A 26,205-nucleotide genomic window follows, 5' to 3' on the forward strand; every position below is an offset into this window, starting at 1 on the left:
CAACTTTTATGCCAAAAAAATAATAATGAGCAAAAATTTAACAACAAGAGCGGAAGATTACTCAAAGTGGTACAATGAGTTAGTGGTTAAGGCAGATTTGGCTGAAAACTCAGGAGTAAGAGGTTGTATGGTTATTAAACCTTACGGATATGCTATCTGGGAAAAAATGCAATCAGAATTAGATAGAATGTTTAAGGAAACCGGGCATCAAAATGCTTATTTCCCGTTGTTTATACCCAAATCTTATTTTAGTAAAGAAGCCAGTCATGTAGACGGATTTGCAAAAGAATGCGCTGTTGTAACGCATTATCGTTTGAAAACAGGTGAGGACGGAAAATCGATTGAGGTGGATCCTGAGGCTAAATTAGAAGAAGAATTGATCGTTCGTCCTACTTCAGAGACAATCATCTGGGATACCTATAGAAAATGGATTCAATCTTATAGAGATTTACCTATTTTGGTAAACCAATGGGCTAATGTAGTGCGTTGGGAAATGCGTACTCGTTTGTTTTTACGAACAGCAGAGTTCTTATGGCAAGAAGGGCATACGGCACATGCTACGGAAAGAGAAGCTATAGCGGAAGCAGAGCAAATGATGAATGTGTATGCTGATTTTGCGGAGAATTTTATGGCTATTCCTGTAGTGAAAGGCGTTAAAACGGCTAATGAGCGTTTTGCAGGAGCTGTAGAAACATATTGTATCGAGGCCTTAATGCAAGATGGAAAAGCACTTCAGGCAGGAACGTCACATTTCTTAGGACAAAATTTTGCCAAAGCTTTTGATGTAAAATTTGTGAATAAAGAAGGGAAACAAGATTTTGTATGGGCAACCTCATGGGGAGTTTCTACTCGTTTAATGGGGCTTTGGTAATGACCCATTCTGATGATAACGGATTGGTTTTACCTCCGAATTTAGCTCCGATCCAAGTAGTTATCGTTCCGATCCATAAAAATGATGAACAGTTGGAGTCGATTTCGAACCAGGTAAATGAATTAGTTAAAGAATTACGTAAGTTAGGTATTTCGGCTAAATATGACGACAGAGATACTCAACGTCCGGGCTTTAAATTTGCAGAGTATGAATTGAAAGGTGTTCCGGTACGTTTAGCAATAGGACCTAAAGATTTAGAGAACGGAACTTATGAAGTAGCCAGAAGAGATACTTTGTCAAAAGAAACTGTCTCTAAAGAAGGAATTGCATCGTATATCCAAAATTTGTTGGAAGAGATCCAGGAAAACTTGTTTACAAAAGCATTAAATTACAGAGATACTCATATTACTGAAGTAAATTCTTTTGAAGAATTTAAGGAGGTTTTAGAGAACAAAGGAGGTTTTGTATCAGCACATTGGGATGGTACTACGGAAACAGAAGAAAAGATTAAAGAATTAACAAAGGCTACGATTCGTTGTATCGCTCTGGATAGAGTGGAGGAAGCCGGAACTTGTGTTTATACAGGGGCTCCGTCAAAAGGGAGAGTGCTTTTTGCAAAGGCATATTAATTTTTTTTGAAAAATTTTCTTTGAGGTCTTGCAGGAATAAAAATTAGATGTATCTTTGCAACCGCAATGAGAATAATGGTCCGTTCGTCTAGGGGTTAGGACGCCAGGTTTTCATCCTGGTAACAGGGGTTCGATTCCCCTACGGACTACAAAGTTCATCTCAGGCCCGTTCGTCTATCGGTTAGGACGCCAGGTTTTCATCCTGGTAAGAGGGGTTCGATTCCCCTACGGGCTACAAATTAGTTGTAAATAAGTTTTATAAAATAAAAGTCAAGTGTCTCTGATTTTTGTTTTATTAGTTAAAACCAAAGTGATTGTTCTTCAATTGTGGGAGGTTTTTCTTTTTTAACTAGTAGTTTATAATAATTATTACAATTAAAAAGAATTAAAATGGCAAATCATAAGTCAGCTCTAAAAAGAATTAGAAGTAACGAGAAAAAAAGAGTTTTAAACAGATATCAGCATAAAACTACACGTAATGCTATCAAAGCAATCCGTTTAGCTACTGATAAAGCTGAGGCTACTGCTAAATTACCAAGTGTAATTTCTATGATTGATAAATTAGCTAAGAAAAACATTATTCATGTAAATAAAGCAGCTAATTTAAAATCTAAATTGACAAAACATGTTACTGCTTTGTAAGAAATAAAATTACTATTAAACTTGAAGCCTTCCTTTCGGAAGGCTTTTTTTATACATTATTTTTATGTTATTTGTAATTTACTGGATTACTACATAGTGTTTTATCCAAAAATAAAGCGTACTTTTGCACCTTGAAAAATTTATCGCATGACTCCGATTAGAAATATTGCAATTATAGCACACGTTGACCACGGCAAAACAACCTTGGTTGACAAAATCATGTATCACTGTCAATTGTTTAGAGATAACGAAAGTACAGGTGAGTTAATATTAGATAACAATGACCTTGAAAGAGAAAGGGGAATTACAATTGTTTCTAAAAACGTTTCAGTAAATTATAAGGGAACAAAAATCAATATCATTGATACTCCGGGCCACGCCGATTTCGGAGGAGAAGTAGAACGTGTATTGAACATGGCTGATGGGGTATTACTTTTAGTAGATGCTTTTGAAGGGCCTATGCCGCAAACACGTTTCGTGTTGCAAAAAGCAATCAGTCTTGGTTTGAAACCTTGTGTTGTGATCAACAAAGTAGACAAAGAGAACTGTACACCGGAAGAAGTACACGAAAAAGTTTTTGACCTGATGTTTGAATTAGGCGCGGAAGAATGGCAGTTAGATTTCCCGACAGTTTACGGTTCGGCTAAAAATAACTGGATGTCGGAAGACTGGAAAAATCAAACAGAAAATATTGAGCCTTTATTGGATATGGTATTGGAGCATATTCCGGAACCGAAAGTTTCAGAAGGAACGCCTCAGTTATTGATTACATCCTTGGATTTCTCATCTTTTACAGGTCGTATCGCAATCGGTCGTTTGCAAAGAGGAGAATTGAAAGAAGGACAAAATGTTTCTTTGGTAAAACGTGACGGTAAAATAATTAAATCAAAAATTAAAGAATTACATACTTTTGAAGGTCTGGGGCGTAAGAAAGTAGAAAAAGTAGTAGCAGGTGACATTTGTGCCCTTGTAGGATTAGAAGGATTTGAGATCGGTGATACCGTTGCTGATTATGAAAATCCGGAAGCATTGCAAACTATTGCTATCGACGAGCCTACAATGAGTATGTTATTTACAATCAATGATTCTCCGTTCTTTGGAAAAGAAGGTAAGTTTGTTACTTCTCGTCATATTAAAGAACGTTTAAACAAAGAATTAGAGAAAAACTTAGCATTGAGAGTTCATGAAACGGATTCGGCAGATAAATTTATGGTTTTCGGTCGTGGGGTATTGCACTTATCTGTATTGATTGAAACAATGCGTCGTGAGGGATATGAATTGCAAATCGGCCAGCCGCAAGTTATCATCAAAGAGATTGATGGTGTAAAATGCGAACCGGTTGAAGAGTTAACAGTAGATTTGCCAGAGAATGTATCAGGTAGAGCAGTAGAGTTTGTAACAGTTCGTAAAGGCGAAATGTTAAGTATGGAACCAAAAGGAGATCGTATGGTGATTAAGTTCAACATTCCTTCTCGTGGTATTATAGGTTTACGTAATCAATTGTTAACAGCTACTGCCGGTGAAGCTATTATGACACACCGTTTTATTGAGTATCAACCGTTTAAAGGAGAAATACCGGGACGTTTAAGTGGTTCTTTAATTTCAATGGAGAACGGAAAAGCTATTCCTTACTCTATTGATAAATTACAGGAAAGAGGTAAGTTCTTTGTTGATCCTAATGAAGATATTTACGAAGGACAAGTAATCGGTGAAAATTCACGTGGTGACGATATGGTGGTGAATGTAACTAAAACGAAAAAATTGACTAACGTTCGTTCATCCGGTGCTGATGATAAAGCAAGAATTGTTCCTGCGATCAAATTTTCATTGGAAGAAGCTTTGGAATACATCCAAAAAGATGAATATGTTGAAGTTACACCAAAATCACTTCGTTTAAGAAAGATTTACTTGAATGAAAATGATCGTAAAAGATACAAAATAGATTAAGAATTTTAGAAATTACTATAGAAACCACGAATTTGTAAACTTTGTTTGATTCGTGGTTTTTTATTTTAGAAAATATGGAGATAAAATTAAAATTCGGATTTGATGAATTGCTTTTCGGGATGAAGCAAAATCATGTTGAAACACTTTACGGAAAAGCTGATTTTCAATATAAAGATGAGGAACAAAATGTTATTTTAGGGTATAACGATCTGAAATCCCGGTTGACATTTTATGAAGAAGAAGGTTTTCGTTTGGGATATATTACCATTTCAAATCCGGAGGCAGTATTGTTCGGAGAAAAGGTAATGGGTAAAAGCCGGGAAGAGGTTTTACAAGTATTAAAAGCGAATAAGATTACCCAATGGGAAACGGAAGTGAATGACGGGGTTACGATGCTTTTCAATGAAGAAAACTGGGTTTTTCTGCATTTTGATTACGGAGTGTTGGTTACAATTGAAATAGGAGCAGTATTTACGCAAAAGGATGAATTTGACTGGAAATTTAAAGCTTAGCAAGCTTATAAATAAAAAAAGCTCTGAAAATTTCAGAGCTTTTTTTATGAATTTATTTTACTAATTCAATTTCAAAAACTAAATCTGTATTTGGCGGAATAAGGCCACCACCGGCACCTTTTTCACCGTAAGCCAGTTTAGAAGGAATAAAAAGAGTTGCTTTTTCTCCGTAATGTAACAAATCTACACCTTCAGCAAATCCGGCAATAAAACGATGTTGACCGATCGTAGATTCGATAGGTCCGTAATTACCGCTTTGTTCTCTTCTTAGATCGTATCTTCCGAAAAGTTTTGCTACTTCAGGATTACTGGAATCAAAAAGTTTTCCATCGTTAAAAAAGCCAGAATAGGCAACTTTTACACTAGTTCCCGGTTCCGGTTTTTGGTTTGTTCCTTTTTGAGTAATTACATACAACAAACCTGAATCAGTTTGGGTAGCTTTTTCTTTTAGATGAGCGAAGTAAACCGATTTTTCTGTACAAATGGCACTGATCTTAGCTTCTTGTTCTTTTTTCTTTGTTCCTCTAGTGCTACTTGTTTTTTTCTTTTCTCTTCCTGTACTTTAGCAAAATTCTCTCTGCTTTTGTCATTAAGAGCTGCAATTCTTTTGTCTTCAGCTTCTTTATCTTTCATATAAGCCTTGAATACTTTTTCGGCTTTGAATTTTTTAGCTTCTTTACCTTTTTTGATAATTGTGATTTTCTCAATCACATCTCCTTGTTTGATCTTATCAACAACATCTTGTCCTTCTACTACATGTCCGAAAACGGTGTGTTTTCCATCAAGCCAAGGTGTTTCCTTGTGAGTAATAAAAAACTGACTTCCGTTTGTATTTGCACCGGCATTTGCCATGGATAAAATTCCGGGACCTTCATGAGTCAGATCGGTAATTTCATCTGTAAAATTGTAACCGGGACCGCCGGCACCGGTTCCATCCGGATCACCACCCTGAATCATAAAGTTAGCAATAACACGATGAAATTTTAGTCCGTCATAAAAAGGTTTTCCTTTTAATTTTTCGTCTACAAAATCATTTTTTCCTTCAGCTAAACTAACAAAGTTAGCAACTGTGACAGGTGTTTTCTTGAAATCTAATGATAGTAAGATAGTTCCTTGATTCGTTTTAATTTCAGCAAATAATCCCTCTTCTTTATTTTGTGCTATCAATAATGACGTCAGCAATAAGAAGTAAATGGTAAAGTGTTTTGTAATTCTCATTTTTTATTGATTTGGAAGATTTTCTAATAATTCAATTTCAAATACGATATCTGCGTTAGGCGGAATAACATTTCCGGAACCCTGTGCGCCATAACCTAAGATCGCCGGAATGTAAAAGGTTCCTTTGTCTCCGAAAGAAAGCAAATCCAATGCCTCAATGAACCCAGGGATCAATCCTTGTTTTGTGCCGTAATTAAAAGGTAAAGGCTGGTAGGCATTAGCGGCAGCTTTTCTAGGGTTTAACTTTCCGAATTTCTCAGCTATTGCTTCTACACTCGAATCAAACAGTTCTCCATTAGTTAAAAAACCGGAATATTGAATATAGACTTCCTGTCCGTTATTCGGTTTTTTTCCTTCGCCTTTTTCAATCTTGTAGACCAAACCGGAACTTGTTTTGGTGCCGCTCATTTTTAATGCGTTGATCTTTACAACTTGTTCTTTTTTTATCTCTTCTAATGCTTCAGCAGCTTTCTTCTGGTTTTCAGCTTCAATACTGTAGTAATCTTTAAATATTTTTACGGCATCAAATTTTTTAGCTTCGTTTCCTTTTCGGATGATGCTTATTTTTTCGATAACATCGTCTTGTACAATAGCATTGACAACATCTTGTCCTTCTACAACATGACCGAAAACGGTGTGTACACGATCTAACCAAGGAGTTTCTTTATGGGTGATAAAGAACTGACTACCGTTTGTATCCGGACCGGAATTAGCCATGGATAAAATTCCGGGAGCATCATGTTTTAGATCCTCATGGAATTCATCTTTGAATTTGTATCCCGGACCGCCGGAACCATCACCGTTAGGATCACCACCCTGAATCATGAAATTTGAAAGAACACGGTGAAACAGTAGTCCGTCATAAAAAGGTTTTCCTTTGAATATTTCTTCTACGAAAGGGTTTTTACCTTCTGCTAAGGAAACAAAGTTAGCAACTGTAATAGGTGCTTTTTCAAATTCTAATTGAACGAGAATGTCTCCTTTTGAAGTTTGGATGTCAGCATATAAACCATCCTTTAAATCGGCATACTTTTCGTTACATGAAAACAGAATTAACGAAGTAGCCAATGCAATAAATGCTTTTTTAATGTTTCTCATTTATGTAAATCAGTTTGTTTAATGGATCGTATCTTTTTGAATATCATTCAGGGTAACCGTACAGATCAAAGGCTGGTTCGAATGGATTTTATTATCGTCTCCGTGATAACCGTATCCCATGTGTGACGGAAAAAGAAAAGTTATTTTTTCTCCTTTTTTCATCAATTTAATCCCGTCACGAAGTCCCATCATAATATGTTCCTTATCGACATAATATTTTTGAGGTTTGAGTTCTTCTTCAGAATAGATGATCTGATTTCGGATATCTTTTATTTCATAGTCAAAAAACGCGATATCTCCTCGCTGCGGACTTGATGTTGCATCCGTTACTTTAACATCATATTTATACCAATAGCCTTTTGAAGAGGCTAAGTATTCTTTTAATGTGTCTTTTTTTATGATATCTTCGATCAGTTTTTCTTCGTTGGCAATTAATTTTTTGTTTCGCTCAATAGATTCTTTTATAAAAGTCCCGTCAGTATGGGAGATCGGCTTTCTTGCTTGCTGTTGTGAACAAGCAGCGACTAGGAAACCAAGAGCAATTGATTTTAAAATAATTTTCATATTAAGCTTTTTCTTTTGCTAAAATAGCAATAAATTGGTTTACAGTTTCTTCTAAATTTGAAAAAGATTTTCCACCGGCAGCATTAATATGTCCCCCGCCGTTGAAATGGTTACGAGCAAATTGATTGACATCAAAACTTCCTTGTGAACGAAAAGAAATTTTAACAATTCCTTCTTCTTTATTTTCAATAAAGATCGCTGTAAGGTGTATTCCTTTAATTGTTAAACCATAGTTTACAATGCCTTCTGTATCTCCTTTTTGATAATTGAAACTGTCCAGTTCTTTTTGACTCAGTGTGATGTAGGAAGCATTGTATTGCGGTAAAACTTTCAAATTTTGTAATGCCCTGCCTAATAGTTGTAAACGGTTATAAGTGGAGTTATCGTATAATAAATTATAAACTTCTGAATTATTAACACCCCGTTCGATTAATTCTGCGACACAACGGTGCGTAGCCGGCGTGGTTTTAGGAAATCGGAATCCGCCCGAATCTGTAAGAATTCCGGTGTAAATACAGGTAGCAACGTCTTTGTCGATCAAGTGATTGTACCCTAGAGCGTTAATAAAGTCGTATACCATTTGACAAGTTGAACCGTAATTGGTGTCGGAAAATGTAAAAGCAGGGTAATCATCCGGTAATTCGTGGTGGTCAATCAGAACCATCGGAAGGGTTAACGTTTCCAGATAGGCTCCCATTTGGTGTCCAGTACGGTGTAAAGCGTTAAAATCTAATGTGAAGATAAGCTCGGAACTGTTTAAGATATCTTTTGCCTTTTCCTCTTCTTTTTCAAAGATTACAGTGTTCTTAGCATTGGGCAGCCAGGCTAAAAAATCAGGAAAGTCATTAGGGGATACAAAGGTTACTTCATGATTCAGCTGTTGTAAAAAATGCAGTAATCCTAAGGAGGAACCCATTGCATCTCCGTCAGGATTTCTATGTGAAACAATGCTGATTTTTTTAGGGTGAGAGAGTATTTCTTTTAATTTTTTGATTTCTGTGGTTGTAAACATAGATTATTTTGCTAATAAAAGTCCCAGACTGACAAATATGATTCCTAATCCGATACTTAAGAAGGTATAGAAAATAGAAGTCATATAGTTTCCGGATTGTATAAAATTATAATTTTCAAGTCCAAAAGTGGAAAAAGTAGTAAAACCACCACAGAAGCCTGTGACTAAAAGTAGTTTTAAAGATTCATTACCGGAAAATTGCTTTTGAAGATAACCCGTTAAAAAACCGATTAAAAAACAGCCAAGGATATTTACAATAAACGTGGCACTATACAGTTTTCCAACCATATTTTTGGATACCCAAACATTGGTCAGGAATCTTAGGATACTTCCTAATCCGCCTCCCAGTGCAACAAAAAACAAACTTCTTACCATTATAATTTCTGTTATCGTTTTAGAGCAAAATGCCCTTTTATGGTTTTGCCATTGGTTAATTCTAAAACGAACCAGTAATCTGAAGAAGGTAGAGGTTGATCATTATAAGTTCCGTTCCAACCGGTGCCTTCCGGACTAATTTGTTTTAGAAGTTTTCCAAATCTATCAAATATAAAAATTTTACTGGCTTGCAGCCCTCTTTTATCCAGATTTTTAATATTCCAATAGTCGTTGTAGTTGTCTCCGTTAGGGGTGAAATATTTAGGATAATTCAATATGTAAAACGTTCCGATAGTGATACCACAGCCATTTTTATCCTGAATATAGATCGTATATTCTCCTTCTTCCAGATATTCAAAAACAGGGCTATCCTGATAATTGATGCCGTTTAAAGAATATTCATAGTTGCCATTTCCGGATGTTAAGATCGTTGCAGTATTATTTGAATCAAAATCATGAATAACAATATCTGTTATGGTAGCAGCTTCTGAAGTAATGACAAAAAAGGTTTTAATTTTAGAACAGCCTTGATCGTTAGTAATGGTAACCGAATAGTTTCCGGCTGAATTTACATTTATGGATTCGGTAGTTGAACCGTCGTCCCAAAGATAACTACTGAAACCACTGTCTGCCTGTAGAGTTTCTGTATTTCCATTACAAAGTCCGAGAGTTACATCATTAATTGTTTCTTCAAAAGTGTGTACTGTTAAGTTTATCGGATAATCGCTATAACAGTTGATATTGGAAATTCGGGCAAGTATTGTTTGTTGGTACGCTGTTGTATTAGTATAGTCTGACGGTAAAGCCGTATTAGAGCCTAATTCGTAAAAAGAGATCTGGAAATTAGACGGTAGATTGCTGAATAGTTGTGTCGCGATATTATTTAGATCAAAAGCGGTAATACCATCTTGATTATCGTCAGCATCGCAACTTTCAAAATCAGTTTGATTAACAGTTAAATTCGGTGCAAATTCCAATTCAACCTCAGAATCAATTATACACCCTCCGATTGAAACTTCTACTTTATAAATACCATCAGAAGTTACATCAAGTGTAGCATTGGTTTCACCGGTCAAAGGTGAATTGTTTTGGAACCATTGGTAAGTGGCTCCCGGAATAGTTTGCCCGATAGTATAAGGATTTTCAGAGGAACAGATTGGGTTGCCGTTAGCAACGGTTCTGTCATTTCCCAGATCTAAACCGAAATTAAAGCTTCCTCCTTCCAGAAAAATAGCGGAGTCATAGCGATAGTTACCTTCGTCGGCTATGACCAATTTAATATGGTATTGAACTCCGGGAGTAACATCCGCTTCGGCTATCATTCTTTTGGTCTGACCATTGTAATTCGTAGGATGATTCGTTCCGTTAAAAGCATCAAAATATTGTTCGTTCTGAGCATTACATCCTCCTGGAATATCCGGATGTACATTAGTTACTTTTACGGGAGTGTTAGTCCCTGGTATAACGGCCAAGTTCTGATAAGCAGTAGAACCTGCTTCCCGTAATAGAAATGCAAAACCGTCTGAATAGGTACAGGTTGCCGTTCCGTGATATTCTTCAGAAGAAAAGATATAGTTAAAACTGATATGCGACCCTATCGGAATAAAATCAAATTCTAAAACTGTTGCATTTAGTGAGTTAGAAATACCCAGAGCTTGATTAAGGTCTGAATCGCCTCCCCAATTGATATTTCCGCCGCCATCATCTGAGATATACGTATTGGGTCCTGGTGCATTGTCAATTTTTCCGGAACTAAGTATAATACCGTTCTGAAATGGAAAACTACTTCCGTTATCACTAAAAAAGCCCCAACTTTCCTGTCCGTTACCAAAGTTACCGCCTGAAACGGAAACGTTGCTTACAGAAGCACAAGAATTAGAGAAGAGGACATCATTGACTAAGTCTTCGGCAGTGTAAGTATCATCAACCGTAATATATTGGGCATACAATTGAGGCATGCTTGTAAAAAGCACTAAGAAGCCAAAAATAAATTTCATTTTCATAGTACCTGCAAAGATACTATAAATCTCGTTTTTTAAGCAATTTATAGGATAGGAAAATAAAGATAAAGATCCAGATTAAGGCGATCAGGATGTTTGAAAAGTGAACGCTGTAGTCTTTCGTGTTTTCTATTCCTACCTGAGTACCGATAGTTTTTACAAAATTCAATCGGGAATAAGGTTCAACAACGATGTTAGACATGGATTCAAGCGGAAAGAAATCATAAATCTTATCAATTAAAGTATCGTCTTGTTTGTTCTCTTTCAGAATAACATATTTTAAAATTCCGTGACTAAAGAATTCAAACATTGACCAAAAGATCAAAAAACCAAGAGCAAAAGCGGAACGTTTGATTAAAACACTTAAAAATAAGCAGAATGAAAAGAAAGCTACTAATTTTATAAAATAGCCTAATACATATTCTAGTTGGGAAAAAACAATTGAAAATTCATTGTATGAAGAAAAGCGAAGCCCTAAAATCAATGTGATGAGAAAAACAAAAAGAGTCGATATCAATGAAAACATTATAACCGTCAAAAATTTACTTAAAATAACCTCTTTTTTACTTAATCCGTCTATTAGGTTTTGTTTTAAAGTGTTATAGGTATATTCATTAGCCATCATAGATACAATAACAACAGCTAAAAATATTTTGAAATAATCTGCTACATAAGTATTAAAATGCCAGATAAACGGGAAGTTAAATATTCCCTGATCGGCAATGTTAACATGAATAGGTCCCAGATCAAATTCGATATTACTAATTAAGAACAATAAGAATAAAAGAGAAAAATAGAGTATAACTAAGATTTTACTGGCTCTGTTCTTGAATATTTTTTGAAATTCTATAGAAAGTAAACGATACATAACATTAGGATTGATGATTGGTTAATTGTAAGAATTGTTCTTCAAGGCTGTGTTTTCTCTTAACCAAATGGCTAAGAACAATTCCTTTTTTGAATAAATAATCATTTAATTCAGCAGCTTCTAAACCGGAGTTTAGATAAACAATCAGTTTTCCGTCTTCCTGGCTTGTTTTGTCAACTGCCGGATGTTCCTTTATGATACTTTCCAAATGTACAATATCATCAGACTTCAATTCAAAAAACCCTTCGTTAGCAACCATTTCATTTACAGTTCCCTGGTAAAGCATGACACCCTTTTGTAAAACAACTACATGGCTGCATACTTTTTCTACTTCATCTAATAAGTGTGATGCCAAGAGAATAGTTGTTCCTTGAGAAGCGATCAATTTTATTAATTCTCTGATCTGACGTATCCCTTGCGGATCAAGGCCATTGGTCGGTTCATCCAGAATTAAGATCTCAGGGTCGTTCAAAAGGGCAGAGGCAATGGCCAAGCGTTGTTTCATCCCTAAAGAAAATGTCTTGAACTTACTGTCTTTGCGATCTAATAGACCTACTAATTCCAGTTTTTCTGCAATCTTTTCACGCGGAACTTCTTTAATTTTACAAACTAATGACAAGTTTTCTTCAGCAGTCATATAGGGATAAAAATTAGGACGCTCAATAATAGCTCCTACTTTCTTTAAAGCATCATGAGTAGGTACTGTTCCGTCAAACCATTGGTATTCTCCTGAAGTTTTATTAACGACATTGAGAACGATACCTAAAGTAGTTGATTTCCCTGAACCGTTAGGTCCTAAAATACCATAAACATTCCCTTTCTTTATTTCAAACGAAACGTTTTTAACAGCATGTACATGATTGTTGTACACTTTGTCTAAGTTTCGAATAGTAAGAATTGTTTCCAAAATAGTTTTATTTAGTTGGTTTTTAAAAAGCCGATAACTTCTTTCTGTGTAAGACGGAACTTGAGCCTTTTTGTTACAATTTTATTTTTAAATCCCCTGACTTTGTTAAAGTGTATTTATTTTTTTAGAGTTTTGTAAAACATATTGAAAAAAACTGTAGGTTTACGGATATCGTCTAAGGGGGATTAGCTCAGTTGGCTAGAGCGCTACGCTGGCAGCGTAGAGGTCATCGGTTCGAGCCCGATATTCTCCACAAAAAATCCCGATCTGACCGATCGGGATTTTTTAATTCAACCAAAACTCAAAACTTAAACTAAACGTAATTATAAGATTGTTGTAGCATATTTGTTTTACCTTTTTCCTCTTATAAGAGAAAGAATAAAAAGGACGATAAATATGAAAAATAAGATTTTTGCAATTTGAGCGGCTCCGGCAGCAATACCTCCAAAGCCTAAAATTCCGGCAACAATAGCAAGAATTATGAATATAATAGTCCAGCGTAACATAGTTTTATATTTTTAAAGGTTAGTATCTTTTTTTGATAAAACAAAGTTAGGTTGTGAAGCTTACTGATGTGTTACATGATTTTGTAAAAATGTTTCAAAACCTTACTATTAGAGTATAGTCTACATTTAAAAACCTTCAAAAACACCCAAACCAAATAGTGCAAAATCATATTTCACAGGATCTTGGGGATCCAATAATCTAAGATTGGTGTCTAGCTCTACTAAAGCTTTAGCATCGTTTTGTTTACGAGTAAGTAAACCAAGTTTTCGGGCAACATTTCCGCTGTGTACATCGAGGGGACAGGATAAATGAGCCGGATTGATAGATTTCCATATTCCTAAATCGACTCCTTTATTGTCTTGACGAACTAACCAACGCAACATCATGTTGATCCGTTTGGCAGCTGATTTATTCAAAGGATCGGAAATGTGTTTTGTAGTTCTTGGCAAATGCGGGATTTCAAAAAAGATACGTTTGAAATTGGAAATGCTCTCTACTTGGTTTCCATTGCTTTGGGATTGATTAAAAACCGCTTCCAAACCATCGTGATTTTGGTATATGTTGCGCAACGCTTTAATAAATGTTTTAGCGTCCTGTCCGTTGAAAGTTCTGTGTACAAAGGTATTTAGTGTTTCTAAGTGCTCTTCCTTGTGGGTCATGACAAAATCATAAGGAGAATTTCCCATAATTTCCATAAACCGCTGTCCGCTTCTGATAATCATTTTCCGATTTCCCCAAGCTAAAATAGCAGCTATAAAAGCCGCAATTTCAATATCTTCTTTGACCGTAAAGGAATGCGGGATTTGTATAGGATCAGTTGTTATAAAATCAGGACGATTGTATAAATCGGCTTTTTCATCTAAGAAATCTTTTAGCTCTGTAGAAGTCATTTAGAAATTTTATAGATTAGTGCTTCATGTAAACCTTCAACAGTTTCCTGATGGGAAAATTGCATTCCTACTTTTTCTAAAACACGTTGCGAGGCGGTATTTTCAGGCATTGTTCTTCCGATAATTTCCGTAAAATGTAATTGATTAAAACCATAATCAAGACAGGCTTGAGCAGCTTCGGTAGCATATCCTTTATTCCAAGTCTCTTCTAAAAAACGAAAGCCCAGATCAATGAATTCATGATCGTGGTTTTTGAGCCCGCACCAACCGATAGAAGTGTTCTTTTCTTTTTCAATAACCAACCATCTTCCTGTACCGAATATTTTATAATCTAAATAATTTTTAATAAAATCGTTAGCTTCTTTTACAGATAAAAAAGGAGCGTCGCCTGTATATCGGATAACGTTAGAGTTTTGATTTAACAGGAAAAGAAAATCTGCATCATCAGGTTCAAATTCCCGTAGTATTAATCGATCGGTCTCTAAAATTTTCATAATTATACAATATTTCCGTCGACCATGGTCAGTTTTCTGTCGGCCATATCAGCCAAATCTTCATTGTGGGTAACAATAACGAAAGTTTGTCCGAACTCGTCTCGAAGCTTAAAAAAAAGCTGGTGTAAATTTTCGGCACTATGAGTATCTAAATTTCCTGAAGGTTCGTCGGCAAAGATAACAGCCGGTTTGTTGATCAAAGCTCTGGCAACCGCTACTCTTTGTTGTTCACCACCGGAAAGTTCTCCGGGTTTGTGATCGATACGGTGTGAAAGCCCTAAATAATCCAGAAGTTTTTTGGCTTCTGCTTCCACTTCTGTTTTGTTTCTGTTGGCAATAAAACCAGGAATACAGACGTTTTCCAAAGCCGTGAATTCCGGTAACAATTGATGGAATTGAAAAATAAAACCTAAATGCCGGTTGCGAAAACGAGATAAGTTTTTGTCATTTATTTTTAAAACATCTTCATTGTTGATCACAAGTGAGGAGTCATCAGAAAGATTGGGCTTGTCTAATGTCCCTAAAATCTGTAATAAGGTTGTTTTCCCAGCTCCGGAAGCACCTACTATAGAAACGATCTCTCCTTTTTGGATATGTAAATTAACTCCTTTCAGAACATGAAGCGTTCCATAGCTTTTATGAATGTTATAGGCTTTTATCATGACAAATTTTTTACAAAGTAACTTATTTTGAGGAAATCAAACTATTTTGAAATACAAAAAATGTGATAAAAATTAGTTAAACCGTTTATTTAAAAAATAATTAATGGCTAACTTGGGATAAAAATTGCAAAAATGAAAATAGTTTTAGTAGTAAGTTTGTTGATCGTGACTGGATGTCAGGGGCAAAAAAAACAAAAAGAAGAACAAAAAAATAAAGAACCTATTGTTATAAAAATGGATAAACATAATGAGATCGCAACTTTTGCGGGAGGGTGTTTTTGGTGTACAGAAGCCATATTTCAGGAAGTAAAAGGAGTGAAAAAAGTAGTATCCGGTTATATCGGCGGAACGACTAAAAATCCCACGTACAAAGAAGTATGTACAGGTGCAACCGGACATGCGGAGGCAATTCAAATCACTTTTGATCCGACAGAAGTGGCTTACGAAGATTTATTAGAGATTTTTTTCGGTACTCATGATCCGACTACTTTAAACCGTCAGGGAGCTGATGTGGGGACACAATACAGAAGTGAAATTTTTTACTATACACAGGCACAAAAAGAAAAGGCAGAGCATTATATTCAGTTAATAGAAAAGGAAAAATTGTATACTAAGCCTATAGTAACCAAAGTGTCTCCGGCATCTGAATTTTATCCGGCAGAAGATTACCATCAGGACTATTACAGTCAAAATGCATCTCAAGGTTATTGTCAGATGGTTATTGCACCAAAGTTGGAGAAATTGAGAAAATATTACCATTCCAAATTAAAATAATGAGTATTTTCAATTCTGAAGTACTATATTGGCATTAGTTTTGTTTGTATAGAGATAGTTGAATAAAAAAAGATATAATGGGAGAAGAGGTAATAGTTAAACCTGAAGTTAAATCTTCTAATAAGAAAGCAAAGTTAGTATTGAGCATTATTTTTGACCTGATAGGAATGATGTCTTATTTGGTGCCTGTATTTGGTGAGGCTGTTGATGTAATCTGGGCTCCTATTTCCGGTTTGTTATTAATGTTGATGTATAAAGGAACTAAAGGTAAAGTGGCTGGTATTATCGGTACGATTGAAGAGCTAATTCCTTTTATCGATATTATTCCGACTTTTACATTGACTTGGCTTTATACGTATTTTATTCAAAAAGAAGAATAAAAAAAGCGGCATTTGCCGCTTTTTTTATTTTAAATTTTCTTTAAAGAAAACTTCTAATTTGTCAAAAGGAATGATATCAATTTTATCATATAAATCAGTATGAACTTTGCCCGGAATTATCATTAGTTCTTTGGGGTCATTGGCTACTTTAAAAGCATCTTCGCTAAAATATTTAGAATGTGCATTTTCACCCGCTATAATTAAAATTGGTCTTGGTGATATTTCATTGATGTACGTTAAAATAGGCATATTCATTAACGAAAAAGAATTGGTTTTTGTCCAAGAACCGTTAGAGTTGATTGAACGCTCGTGAAAACCTCTTGGGGTTTTGTAATAGTCGAAATAACCTTGTACAAATTCTGGTTCATCCTCTTTTAATTCATTTGGTAAACCTTGCCCTGATAATTCAGGAGTTTCATTTTTGGCGTCTATCCAACGTTGCTGGCTCATTTGCTCTAGCATTTGACTACGTTGTTCTGGTGTCATGGAGTCGAAATATCCTTTTGAAGTTACCCTTGACATATCATACATACTTGTTGTGGCAACTGCTTTTACACGTTTGTCAACAGCAGTAGCATTTAAAGCAAAACCACCGAAGCCACAAATACCAATAATTCCTAATTTGTTTCGATCTATATTTTGTTGCAAACCAAGGAAATCAATCGCGGCACTGAAATCTTCCGTATTAATATCGGGGGAAGAGATGTTTCTCGGTTCGCCACCACTTTCCCCTGTATAGGAAGGGTCGAAAGCTAATACAGCAAAACCTCGTTGCGCCATTTGATTGGCATACAAACCTGAAGCTTGTTCTTTTACAGCGCCATAAGGTCCGCTAATAGCTAATGCCGGAAAATTAGTTCCTCTATTTTTTGGAAGGTATAAATCGCCTGAAAGTGGAATACCATAACGATTTTTAAACGTTACTTTTTGACGTGAAACATTATCACTTAATTCAAATGTATAGTGTTCTTCTTTTGTGTTCATTTTTTCTGTTTTTTGAGTTTGTTCTTCGTTTTTTTGATTGAACTGACAAGAGATTAAAAGTATTATGCCAACAAATACGAGTGTTGAAAAAGGCTTCATCTTTTATTTAATTATGGATGTGTATTTGTATTTGCTTCATCAAATTCTTCATCTGTCACTGCATCTAACCAAGTTACCTGTTCGTTGTTTTTGTAATTGGTAATGGCAATATGTGTCATAGTTGTATTAGCAGTAGCTCCATGCCAATGCTCAACATTTTCAGGAATATTGATCACATCTCCTTTTTTGATCAACTTTGCCGGTTTACCTTTTTCCTGATAGATTCCTTTACCGTTTATGACCAATAATACTTGCCCTTTTGGATGCGTGTGCCAATTGGTTCTGGAGCCAATTTCGAAAGTTACACTTCCGGCAGAGAATTCGTTATTATGGTCTTTTGCTACAAGCGGAGTTAAAAAAGCATTTCCTGAAAACCAATCGTTTGGTAATTTTTGCCCTTTAGGATAAAGTGCTGAATTGTTCTCTTCTTTCATTTTTTTCTGGTTTTTATTATTGTAACAAGCTGTAAAAGTGAATAATAAGCTTGCGAATAGTATTGTTTTCATTCTCATTTTTTATTTGTATCAAATAATGGTACAAATGTACTTTTGAAAATGAACGGTCTGTTAAAACTATTCAAACCGGTAATTAAGAAAATCAAACATTTTCAGTTCGAGCCAAAGTTGGGCTGATTCCTGTTTGTTTTTTGAAGAAATTATTAAAGTAGGTTGGATATTCAAACCCTAAGGCGTAAGCTATTTCTGAAATGTTCCAATCGGTGTTTTGTAGGATCGCTTTGGCTTCGCCGATAATTCGTTCCGAAATAAGTGTTGTTGTTGTTTTGCCAGTCACTTCTTTTACAGCTCTGTTTAGCGAATTAACATGAACAGAAAGTATATCGGCATAATCTTTAGCAGTTTTTAATTGCAAAGGATTTTCAGGGTTTTCAATAGGAAATTGTCTTTCCAAAAGTTCCATGAAAACTCTTGTTAAACGTGATGCACTGCTTTTTTCTTGATTGAAATTTTCGGAAGGTTTTAATTTTAACGATTCATGTAAAATTAAATCAATATAATTGCGAATTAAATCGTCTTTAAATTTATAATCAGATTGTTGTTCCTCAATCATTTTTTCAAAAAGACTGTTTAGAAACAAACGTTGGCTTTCTGATATTTCTAAAATTGGAGTGCCGCCTAAACTGAATAAGGGCGATTTTTGAAGATTAATTGAATGTTTTCCTGAAACAAAAAAATCTTCAGAAAATAAAATGGTGTATCCAACATATTTAGTAGAAAGCGTTTCCCAAGAATAGGGGATATTCGGATTTCCAAAAAACAAGATGGTTCCTTCGGTCTCAAAGCTACGTTCGGCATAATGGATTCGACTTTTACCGGTAGTTAAACAGATTTTGTAGAAATCTTTTCTGCTGTAGACTTTAGTGGCATTGCCATCTTTTTCAATTTGAAAAACATTAAAGCCTTTTAGTTTTAATTCATTATTATATGTTGATACACTTCTTAACATAGCGCAAAGTTAAGAAATTCAAACGATGATTGTTGAAAGCGGATTATTTTTTAGGTGTTAGTTGTTCAAAAAAATCAGCGATAAATCCTAGCCCCATACCGCGTAACATCTTTTTTTCAAACCACCAGAAAAATTTGAATTGACCGAATAGCGTACCGATCGCAATAAGTAAAATTTGGTATAAAGGGAATATAATAATTAAACGAACCGGAAGGTATATCCAGTAGGGTAAATTGTCTTTCTGAATTCCCAAAACATCAGAAATAGGTCGTGAAACATAAGCAGCAGTAGAACCGGTTATAGCAAAAACAATAAAAATGATGACAAACTGGAAATTGCTTTTAATATTCCAGCGTTCTTTGAGTTTCTTCATATTTAAATTCTGGGGGAAATCCGCCCAAACGTTGCTTATTTGTTAGTTGAAAATAAACCAAATAGTTGTAGAGCATATAATTCACTTCATATCCGTAATTTGTATAAGAATTGTAGTTAATCTGCATTTCGTACAGGCTCGGATCATATTGCGATGACATTATAACTCTTCTGTTCCATTCGGTTACCCAAAAAATATTTCTGGCTTCTAAATAGCTTTGCGTGTAAAAACCTCTTGGTTTGGCGTAAGAATTAAACCAGGATGTAAATCCGGGATCTATAATGATGATTTCATATTCGATCTCGTCATTTGCTATTCTGATCGTATCGCTTTCCAATTTAGGCTTGTCATTGTGCTGATCTTTAGCCACAACTTCTTTATTGGAATTACAAGAAAAAAGTAATCCGAAAACAAGAGCCGTAATATAAAGATAATGACGCAAAACAATCTTATTTAGAATGTTTAAAGATAAAAAAAAGCTCTGAAATATTCAGAGCTTTTAACATAAAAAATATTTTGGAATTATTTTCCGAAAAGTCCGCCCAATAATCCACCTAAACCGCCTTTCTTTTTAGTAACGGCTGAAATGGCATCACTGGCATCTAATTTACCATCTCCGTTTTGATCTAAAACAGAGGTGAGGATGTCTCCTCCGCCACCATTTCCGCTGGTAACTCCGGTCAATAGACCTCCTAGTAATCCACCTAAATCAGATGCGCTGGAAACATTTCCTTTTTGAGTCTGTTTCCCTAAATATCCCATGATGATAGGAGCGAGCATTGGTAAAATTTTAGTAATGATACTGGAACTGACACCGGTCTTATTACTAATTCCGGTAGAAACGGCATTTAGTTTGTCTCCTAATAAATGATTCAGGATTTTAGAACCATCGGAAAAATCGCCACCGTTTAAAAAGCCACTTACATTATCTAAAATGCTTCCGTTGTGTTTACCGCTTGTTAAAGCATTTAATAAGCCGTTTGCACTATCACCGCTTAACATATTGCCCTGCATAGCTCCCAATAATTCAGGAACACTTGAAGAAACAACATCAGAAGCTTGAGTTTCACTAATTCCGGTTTGCGCCGAAATGTTTCCAATGATTTGTTTGCCTAAATCACTATTGATTAAATCTAAAATTCCTGCCATAGTTCTACAGTTTTTTAAGGTTTATTATTCGTTTTTTAATAAACTGATGATTTGCTCCGCCAATTCCGTACCGATTCTGTCTTGTGCTTCATCTGTTGCCGCACCGATATGTGGTGTTAATGAAATTTTTGAATTCATCAATACTTTCATGGCAGGCGTCGGTTCATTTTCAAAAACGTCTAATCCTGCAAATCGCAATTTACCGGAGTCTAAAGCTTCTACAAGAGCAACTTCGTCAACTACTCCGCCACGAGCAGCATTGACAATTCCGGCATTGTCTTTCATTAAATCAATTTCTTCTCTCGAAATAACGTAACCGTCCTGAGCCGGAACGTGAAGTGTAATAAAGTCAGAATGTTTTAAAACCTCTTCCATCGGTTCGGTTTTAATGTCTACATTGATGAACTGACCGTTATAGAAATCTACTTTAATAACTGCATTGTCAACATATTTGTCGGCAGCAATTACTTTCATTCCCAGTCCTAATGCCATTTTAGCAACGGCCTGACCGATTCTTCCGAAACCGATCACACCTAATGTTTTTCCTCTTAACTCGGCACCGCCACCATAAGCCTTTTTCAATTCGTTAAAACGAGTATCTCCTTCTAAAGGCATATTGCGATTTGAATCGTGTAAAAAACGAACTCCGGAGAATAAGTGCGCGAAAACTAATTCGGCAACACTTTCAGAAGAAGATGCCGGGGTGTTGATAACATGAATTCCTTGCTGGCGTGCGTAATCTACATCTATATTGTCCATACCAACGCCTCCTCTTCCGATGATTTTTAATCCCGGACAAGCGTCAATAATATCTTTACGTACTTTGGTAGCACTTCTTACTAAAAGTACTTTTACATCATTAGTGTTGATATAACTGGCTACCTGTTCTTGCGCTACTTTAGTTGTTATGACTTCAAAACCACCTTTTTCTAAAGCTTTTATACCGCTTTTAGAAATTCCGTCATTGGCTAATACTTTCATATTGTATAAAATTTAATTTTGTTGATTTGGCAACAAAACCGATTAAACGTTTTCTTCTAATTTTTTCATTACGTCAACCAGAACCTGAATACTTTCTATCGGCATCGCATTATAAATAGAAGCACGATATCCACCTACAGAACGGTGTCCGTTAATGCCGGATATATTGGCTTCTTTCCACATTTTGTCAAATGTTTCCTGATGTTCCGGATTGTTCAGTACAAAAGTAACATTCATGTTCGAACGGTCTTCAGTTGCAGCCACACCTTTGAATAAAGGATTTCGGTCTATCTCATTATATAAAAGAGCAGCTTTTTCATTGTTTAACTTTTCAATAGCCGGTACACCACCTAAATTCTTTAACCATTGTAAAGTAAGTAAAGAAGTGTATACAGCAAATACCGGCGGTGTATTGTACATACTTTCTTTTGCAATATGTTGTTGATAATCCAACATATTAGGAATCGTTCTTCCTGATTTTCCTAAGATTTCTTCTTTTACAACAACCAGTGTAGTTCCTGCAGGTCCCATATTTTTTTGAGCTCCTGCATAGATAATATCAAATTTAGAGAAGTCTAAAACTCTGGAAAAAATATCCGAACTCATATCACAAACTACAGGAATGTCGGTTTGCGGAAAGGATTTGATCTGCGTTCCGAAAATAGTATTGTTGGAAGTACAGTGAAAATAATCGGCATCCGAAGGAATTTCGTAATTTTTAGGGATGTAGGAGTAATTTTCGTCTTTTGATGACGCAACAACCACAGTTTCCCCAAAAGATTTTGCTTGTTTAATAGCTCCTGAAGCCCAAGTACCGGAATCTAAATATGCTGCTTTTCCGTTTTCTTTCATTAAGTTGTAAGGGATCATTAAAAATTCAAGACTGGCACCTCCTTGTAAAAAAAGAGCCTGATAGCCTTTCCCTTTAAGATCTAATAGCTCAAGTACTAATTCTCTGGCTTCGTCCATCACAGCAACAAAATCTTTACTGCGGTGTGAGATTTCTAAGATTGAAAGTCCTGAGTTGTTAAAGTTTAAAATAGCTTGTGCAGATTTTTCAAAGACCTCTTGCGGTAGTATACAAGGACCTGCACTAAAATTGTGTTTTTTCATTGTTATGTTGAAATTAACTAAATAGCGTTACAAATTTCGTAAATAATATAACAAATAGGGGTAAAAAACATGAACAATTTCACATTGTTATCAACAATTAATGTTCTTTAATAAAAAACGATGAGAATTTAATAATGCTTTATATTTTTAGTAGAAAATCTAAAGTATCCACATTATCAGCGTAATCCCAAAGTTCCGGTTTTTGGGTTTTTCCGAAAGGAATACTGTTTTTTGTAAGATTATTGGAAGTAATGCATTGAATTTTCTCGGCATCTGCTTCTAATTTCTGTAACACAGCATCAACAGTGTCATAATATTCATAAAAAACAGAAGAAATCGGTGAAGCATATCCTTCGTCTTCTTTTAAGGTCATGAACTCATTATCCAACAATTTAAAATTACTCATCAGAAAGACGGCTTTGTTGTAATCGTAGTTGTTAGCATATTTGTCGTAGTGGATAATATCTCCGTATTCATACATTGCTTCAAAAAAGAGCTTGAAGTCGTAATCTTTAGGAATGAATATTTTAGAAACGTTTCGGCATCCCAAACCAAAATAGCGAAAGATATCTTCACCGAGAGCTATTAAATCTTCCTTAGATTCGTTGCCGGTTAAGATTGCGACCGAATTTCGGTTTTTCCTAATGATATTAGGCTTGTCTCTGAAATAATATTCAAAATATCTGGCTGTATTGTTGCTTCCGGTAGCGATTACAGCATCAAAATTCTCAAGTTTTTCGCTAACAAAAAGTATCCTTTCAGAAAATTCAGAATTAAGAGTTGTAAGGTATTTGGCTATGAATTTTAAAAGCTGTTGGTCATTGGAAGACAACTTTATTTTAGCAATATTTCCGGAAATAATTACTGAAAGCACATCGTGAAACCCGACCAAAGGAATATTCCCGGCTAAAATTAAACCGATGATCTTTGGTTCGGAATCTTTCGGAAATTCGTAAGGTTTTGTCCAGTTTTTTAGGTTCTCATATGTTAAGGCATTAGCCCACGATTGCAAAGCAAATGTTACCTGATCTTTAGTGAACCAACCGTTTTGATACTGTTGTTTTTCAATGATTTCAGCAAACTCGTCAAAGAAAAGGTTATTGTGTAAAACAGTACTGTTTCGGGTAAATTCAGTATCAAATTGTTTTAAGAAAAGTCCTAATTGAACAAAATAATCGTTAATTTCATTTTGTAACATTTGTAACTTGTTTTTATAGGGTTTACGTTGTACTTTTGCAAAAGTACGTAATAAGTTGTTATGGGAAATTTTTTATTCAAAAATCTTCTGTACCCTTACTTTAAATAAACTTAAAAAGATTAAAAATGGCTATAAAAATAACAGATGAGTGCATTAACTGCGGAGCTTGTGAACCGGAATGCCCGAATACTGCGATTTATGAAGGAGCTGACGATTGGCGTTATAGTGACGGAACAAAATTATCAGGTAAAGTAATGTTACCGGATGGTTCTGAAGTGGATGCCGGAGCTGCCCAAATACCTATTTCTGACGATATTTATTACATTGTTCCGGGGAAATGCACCGAGTGTAAAGGGTTTCATGAAGAACCTCAGTGTGCAGCTGTTTGTCCGGTAGATTGTTGTGTGCCAGACGAGGAGCATGTGGAAAGCGAAGAAACGCTGCTGAACCGTCAGTCATTCCTGCATAATGAATAAGAAAAAAACACAATAATTTAAAGAGGATTTTGTTAAAAAATCCTCTTTTTTTTTTACTTTAGTCAAAATTACAAAAGCCCAAAACAAATCTACCCAAAACCCAAATTGTATCGTTTATGAGAAAAATTTTACTACTGTTTTTTATTGCTGCTATTTATACCACAGGTTTTTCTCAAGCTACAGAGTTTACTATTATTGTTAAAGATATTGATACGGATACTCCTGTAGATGAGGTAACTATAACAGCTTTGAAAACCAGACAAGGTTTTTTGACAAACGGTGACGGAGTCGCAAAAGTGAACCTCTCACGAAAATCCGATCTGGAATTGGTTCACTCTTCCTATAAACCCTTGATTGTACGTTATGCTTCTCTAAACCAGAAAGAGAATGTCATTTATCTGGAAAGTAATCTAAGACTGTTAGAAGAAGTGATCTTGACCAAAAGACATCCGCAGGAAATATTAAAGGATCTGGTGGAAAACTCCATGCAGCACGTAACTGTTCCGGCTAATTTAAAGGTGTATCTGAGAGAGTTCTATAAAAAGAATGATAATTATGTATTCTTTAACGACGGTTTGCTGAATTTCCAGATATTGGGTTCGCCCGAAAAGATTAAAACGGATATTTTAATAGAACAGAACAGGACTGTTGGTCTGTTAGACGGTGATATTAACGAAGATGTTTTAGGATATAATCTTAACAACATTATGGAAAATTATTATCAGTTCAAGTATTTGAATGAAGTATTGAATAAGAAGGCTCTGAAAGACTATGACTTTCAGGTAAAGACCTTTCCGCAAAATGAAAATTATTTAGCCATAAAGATCTCGCCCTTGGAAGAAGCAAAAGGAGTTTTGTCTAATTTTTATATAGTATACGACAGTACTAAAAAACTCATTGTAGAGATTAATTCTACAATACCTTCTTCCCGAATGATGTTTATGGAAGAATCGTTCTTTAACAAAACTAATATTTATACACTGGAATATAAGAACATGTTCAGGATTGATGGCAGTTTGTATTATTTGACCAGTTCTAAAGAAGTGATTGGATTTGAAAAGAAATACAAAAAAGAAAAACGAAAAATTGAAGTAAGGAACTATATGGTAGTAACGAATTTTGATACTGAAATTTTCGGATACACAAAAGAGAATGTCTTTAAAGATAAGTCGCTTATTAATAAAAGATCAACTGTTTTTACGCCTTATTGGGAGTTTGAGTCGGGATTGACACCTACAGTGGAAGAACGAAAAATTATTACAATGTTAGCGGAATAAAAAAGAGACCCGATTTTTTATCGGGTCTCTTTTTTTTAGGGGCAAAAAGCGTATTTATGGTTTTAAAACCGTATATTTTTCAATAGTTACCGTATCTTTCTTTTTGTCATAAGATTCTATGACTAAATCTCCGTTTTTGTCAAATCGAGCTATTGATACATCATTTTTATAGATATACAGGTAGTAACCTCCCGAAGCTTTACGTAAAATACTGTTCGTTTCTTTTCCGTTGCGATAAAAAATATAGCCTTTTTCATCATTTTTAATTTCATACTTTTCACCGTTATACATATAATAAGAAGAGTGATCTACATCTACATATTCTGTTTGACCGTCAACAGCTACTTTAGTGGTTGTGGCTACATTTACAGGAACACTCTCTTTCATGGGAATGTTTTTTCCTTTTTGTTCCGATATCTCTAATTCTACAGGCTGAGTTTCTTTTATCTCTGTAACCTTTTCAATCTTTCGTTCACCTTTGGAATCTTTGATCGTAGTGATTGTAGTCTCGGTTTCTTTTAAAACATTCGTGTTTTGAGCAAATAGCGTAAAACCGCTCAAAAATAATACGGATAACATCATTGTCTTTTTCATAATCATTTCTTTTTAAATTTTTATAAGTCAAAGTTAATTAGCACCTTGTAGAAATGCGTTATGAAATTCACAGGAAGTATTATATAATTTACATTTCAGATTAAAAAGCAAGAAATATTGGTTCAAATATTTATATTTGCACACTTA

General features: G+C 35.1%; 30 protein-coding genes, 3 tRNA genes and 1 pseudogene. 11 read left to right on the plus strand and 23 right to left on the minus strand.

The genetic code is table 11. From position 1 onward, the window contains the following. Positions 1-25 precede the first annotated feature (25 nt). The 6 genes and pseudogenes from proS to DI487_RS11725 all read left to right on the plus strand — a co-directional run bounded on the left by proS (position 26) and on the right by DI487_RS11725 (position 4,601). A pseudogene (proS, locus tag DI487_RS11700) lies at positions 26-1,500 on the plus strand (proline--tRNA ligase). A gap of 77 nt (positions 1,501-1,577) precedes the next feature. Then, positions 1,578-1,649: transfer RNA gene (locus DI487_RS11705), tRNA-Glu, on the plus strand. Positions 1,650-1,663: 14 nt separating this feature from the next. Then, positions 1,664-1,735: transfer RNA gene (locus DI487_RS11710), tRNA-Glu, on the plus strand. A 155-nt stretch (positions 1,736-1,890) separates the two neighbouring features. Continuing rightward, positions 1,891-2,142, plus strand: coding sequence for a 30S ribosomal protein S20 (gene rpsT, locus DI487_RS11715; protein WP_109569814.1), 252 nt, complete (start codon positions 1,891-1,893; stop codon positions 2,140-2,142). Between the two features lie 147 nt (positions 2,143-2,289). Then, complete coding sequence (typA, locus tag DI487_RS11720) at positions 2,290-4,089, plus strand: translational GTPase TypA (RefSeq protein WP_109569815.1); 1,800 nt, start codon at positions 2,290-2,292, stop codon at positions 4,087-4,089. Between the two features lie 74 nt (positions 4,090-4,163). Further along, positions 4,164-4,601, plus strand: a complete 438-nt coding sequence (locus DI487_RS11725) for a hypothetical protein (RefSeq protein WP_109569816.1) — start codon at positions 4,164-4,166, stop codon at positions 4,599-4,601. Between the two features lie 52 nt (positions 4,602-4,653). Here the strand turns inward: DI487_RS11725 and DI487_RS11730 are convergent, their stop codons facing one another. Genes DI487_RS11730 through DI487_RS11770 form a run of 9 tightly spaced genes read right to left on the minus strand, consistent with a single transcriptional unit; the run spans position 4,654 to position 12,643 of the window. Then, positions 4,654-5,019 (minus strand): FKBP-type peptidyl-prolyl cis-trans isomerase, encoded by a 366-nt coding sequence (locus DI487_RS11730; RefSeq protein WP_170108205.1) that lies wholly within the window; start codon positions 5,017-5,019, stop codon positions 4,654-4,656. A gap of 29 nt (positions 5,020-5,048) precedes the next feature. Beyond that, complete coding sequence (locus tag DI487_RS11735; protein ID WP_109569818.1) at positions 5,049-5,819, minus strand: peptidylprolyl isomerase; 771 nt, start codon at positions 5,817-5,819, stop codon at positions 5,049-5,051. Between the two features lie 3 nt (positions 5,820-5,822). Continuing rightward, a complete protein-coding gene (locus tag DI487_RS11740; RefSeq protein ID WP_109569819.1) occupies positions 5,823-6,917 on the minus strand; it encodes a peptidylprolyl isomerase in 1,095 nt (364 codons plus the stop codon). Between the two features lie 18 nt (positions 6,918-6,935). Next, positions 6,936-7,481, minus strand: coding sequence for a gliding motility-associated peptidyl-prolyl isomerase GldI (gene gldI / locus DI487_RS11745; RefSeq protein WP_109569820.1), 546 nt, complete (start codon positions 7,479-7,481; stop codon positions 6,936-6,938). Position 7,482: 1 nt separating this feature from the next. After that, a complete protein-coding gene (locus DI487_RS11750; RefSeq protein WP_109569821.1) occupies positions 7,483-8,493 on the minus strand; it encodes a DHH family phosphoesterase in 1,011 nt (336 codons plus the stop codon). A 3-nt stretch (positions 8,494-8,496) separates the two neighbouring features. Then, positions 8,497-8,868, minus strand: coding sequence for a fluoride efflux transporter CrcB (crcB, locus tag DI487_RS11755; RefSeq protein ID WP_109569822.1), 372 nt, complete (start codon positions 8,866-8,868; stop codon positions 8,497-8,499). An 11-nt stretch (positions 8,869-8,879) separates the two neighbouring features. Next, the gene (locus tag DI487_RS11760; protein ID WP_245896368.1) at positions 8,880-10,865 is read right to left on the minus strand and encodes a T9SS type B sorting domain-containing protein; all 1,986 of its coding nucleotides are present in this window, start codon (positions 10,863-10,865) and stop codon (positions 8,880-8,882) included. Between the two features lie 22 nt (positions 10,866-10,887). Beyond that, entirely contained in the window at positions 10,888-11,736 is an 849-nt protein-coding gene (locus tag DI487_RS11765; RefSeq protein WP_109569824.1) for an ABC transporter permease, read from the minus strand. Positions 11,737-11,740: 4 nt separating this feature from the next. Next, a complete protein-coding gene (locus DI487_RS11770; RefSeq protein WP_109569825.1) occupies positions 11,741-12,643 on the minus strand; it encodes an ABC transporter ATP-binding protein in 903 nt (300 codons plus the stop codon). Positions 12,644-12,822: 179 nt separating this feature from the next. On the opposite strand from DI487_RS11770, the gene DI487_RS11775 reads away from it, so the two are divergent. Beyond that, a tRNA-Ala gene (locus DI487_RS11775) sits at positions 12,823-12,896 on the plus strand. A gap of 97 nt (positions 12,897-12,993) precedes the next feature. On the opposite strand, the gene DI487_RS11780 is transcribed toward DI487_RS11775, so the two are convergent. From DI487_RS11780 to DI487_RS11795, 4 genes are all read right to left on the minus strand, one after another. Continuing rightward, a complete protein-coding gene (locus DI487_RS11780) occupies positions 12,994-13,149 on the minus strand; it encodes a DUF1328 domain-containing protein (protein ID WP_109569826.1) in 156 nt (51 codons plus the stop codon). A gap of 126 nt (positions 13,150-13,275) precedes the next feature. Next, positions 13,276-14,040: a TIGR02757 family protein gene (locus DI487_RS11785; protein ID WP_109569827.1), complete on the minus strand. Its 765-nt coding sequence runs from the start codon at positions 14,038-14,040 to the stop codon at positions 13,276-13,278. Next, complete coding sequence (locus tag DI487_RS11790; RefSeq protein WP_109569828.1) at positions 14,037-14,534, minus strand: GNAT family N-acetyltransferase; 498 nt, start codon at positions 14,532-14,534, stop codon at positions 14,037-14,039. The genes DI487_RS11785 and DI487_RS11790 overlap by 4 nt, the downstream gene beginning before the upstream one ends. A 2-nt stretch (positions 14,535-14,536) precedes the next feature. Then, positions 14,537-15,196, minus strand: a complete 660-nt coding sequence (locus tag DI487_RS11795; RefSeq protein WP_109569829.1) for an ABC transporter ATP-binding protein — start codon at positions 15,194-15,196, stop codon at positions 14,537-14,539. Positions 15,197-15,430: 234 nt separating this feature from the next. Here DI487_RS11795 and msrA point away from each other — a divergent pair, with 234 nt between their 5' ends. Both msrA and DI487_RS11805 read left to right on the plus strand, forming a co-directional pair. Next, complete coding sequence (msrA, locus tag DI487_RS11800) at positions 15,431-15,970, plus strand: peptide-methionine (S)-S-oxide reductase MsrA (protein WP_218925801.1); 540 nt, start codon at positions 15,431-15,433, stop codon at positions 15,968-15,970. 77 nt (positions 15,971-16,047) lie between these two features. After that, positions 16,048-16,350: a hypothetical protein gene (locus tag DI487_RS11805; RefSeq protein WP_109569831.1), complete on the plus strand. Its 303-nt coding sequence runs from the start codon at positions 16,048-16,050 to the stop codon at positions 16,348-16,350. Between the two features lie 24 nt (positions 16,351-16,374). Here DI487_RS11805 and DI487_RS11810 read toward each other — a convergent pair whose 3' ends face one another. The 9 genes from DI487_RS11810 to DI487_RS11850 all read right to left on the minus strand — a co-directional run bounded on the left by DI487_RS11810 (position 16,375) and on the right by DI487_RS11850 (position 23,711). Continuing rightward, a complete protein-coding gene (locus DI487_RS11810) occupies positions 16,375-17,334 on the minus strand; it encodes an alpha/beta hydrolase (RefSeq protein ID WP_245896371.1) in 960 nt (319 codons plus the stop codon). A gap of 110 nt (positions 17,335-17,444) precedes the next feature. Next, on the minus strand, positions 17,445-17,939 hold the full coding sequence (locus tag DI487_RS11815) for a (R)-mandelonitrile lyase (RefSeq protein WP_245896373.1): 495 nt from the start codon (positions 17,937-17,939) through the stop codon (positions 17,445-17,447). A gap of 91 nt (positions 17,940-18,030) precedes the next feature. Beyond that, the gene (locus tag DI487_RS11820; RefSeq protein WP_109569833.1) at positions 18,031-18,897 is read right to left on the minus strand and encodes a helix-turn-helix domain-containing protein; all 867 of its coding nucleotides are present in this window, start codon (positions 18,895-18,897) and stop codon (positions 18,031-18,033) included. Positions 18,898-18,940: 43 nt separating this feature from the next. Then, complete coding sequence (locus DI487_RS11825) at positions 18,941-19,270, minus strand: DUF6787 family protein (protein WP_109569834.1); 330 nt, start codon at positions 19,268-19,270, stop codon at positions 18,941-18,943. Next, on the minus strand, positions 19,239-19,712 hold the full coding sequence (locus DI487_RS11830; RefSeq protein ID WP_109569835.1) for a DUF6146 family protein: 474 nt from the start codon (positions 19,710-19,712) through the stop codon (positions 19,239-19,241). The genes DI487_RS11825 and DI487_RS11830 overlap by 32 nt, the downstream gene beginning before the upstream one ends. Before the next feature lie 80 nt (positions 19,713-19,792). Continuing rightward, positions 19,793-20,419 carry a DUF937 domain-containing protein gene (locus tag DI487_RS11835; RefSeq protein WP_109569836.1) on the minus strand — a complete coding sequence of 209 codons (627 nt, stop codon included), beginning with the start codon at positions 20,417-20,419 and terminating at the stop codon, positions 19,793-19,795. A gap of 24 nt (positions 20,420-20,443) precedes the next feature. Next, complete coding sequence (locus DI487_RS11840; RefSeq protein ID WP_109569837.1) at positions 20,444-21,400, minus strand: D-2-hydroxyacid dehydrogenase; 957 nt, start codon at positions 21,398-21,400, stop codon at positions 20,444-20,446. A 42-nt stretch (positions 21,401-21,442) separates the two neighbouring features. Continuing rightward, positions 21,443-22,513, minus strand: a complete 1,071-nt coding sequence (serC, locus tag DI487_RS11845; RefSeq protein WP_109569838.1) for a 3-phosphoserine/phosphohydroxythreonine transaminase — start codon at positions 22,511-22,513, stop codon at positions 21,443-21,445. Positions 22,514-22,652: 139 nt separating this feature from the next. Further along, positions 22,653-23,711 carry an acyl-CoA reductase gene (locus tag DI487_RS11850; protein WP_109569839.1) on the minus strand — a complete coding sequence of 353 codons (1,059 nt, stop codon included), beginning with the start codon at positions 23,709-23,711 and terminating at the stop codon, positions 22,653-22,655. Positions 23,712-23,836: 125 nt separating this feature from the next. Here DI487_RS11850 and DI487_RS11855 point away from each other — a divergent pair, with 125 nt between their 5' ends. Together DI487_RS11855 and DI487_RS11860 are read left to right on the plus strand one after the other, a co-directional pair. Next, the gene (locus tag DI487_RS11855) at positions 23,837-24,187 is read left to right on the plus strand and encodes a 4Fe-4S dicluster domain-containing protein (RefSeq protein ID WP_109569840.1); all 351 of its coding nucleotides are present in this window, start codon (positions 23,837-23,839) and stop codon (positions 24,185-24,187) included. 116 nt (positions 24,188-24,303) lie between these two features. Next, positions 24,304-25,464, plus strand: coding sequence for a hypothetical protein (locus DI487_RS11860; protein ID WP_109569841.1), 1,161 nt, complete (start codon positions 24,304-24,306; stop codon positions 25,462-25,464). 54 nt (positions 25,465-25,518) lie between these two features. On the opposite strand, the gene DI487_RS11865 is transcribed toward DI487_RS11860, so the two are convergent. Beyond that, entirely contained in the window at positions 25,519-26,058 is a 540-nt protein-coding gene (locus tag DI487_RS11865) for a hypothetical protein (protein WP_146193460.1), read from the minus strand. Positions 26,059-26,205 lie beyond the last annotated feature (147 nt).

This window comes from Flavobacterium sediminis (genome assembly GCF_003148385.1).
Taxonomy (GTDB): Bacteria; Bacteroidota; Bacteroidia; order Flavobacteriales; family Flavobacteriaceae; genus Flavobacterium; species Flavobacterium sediminis.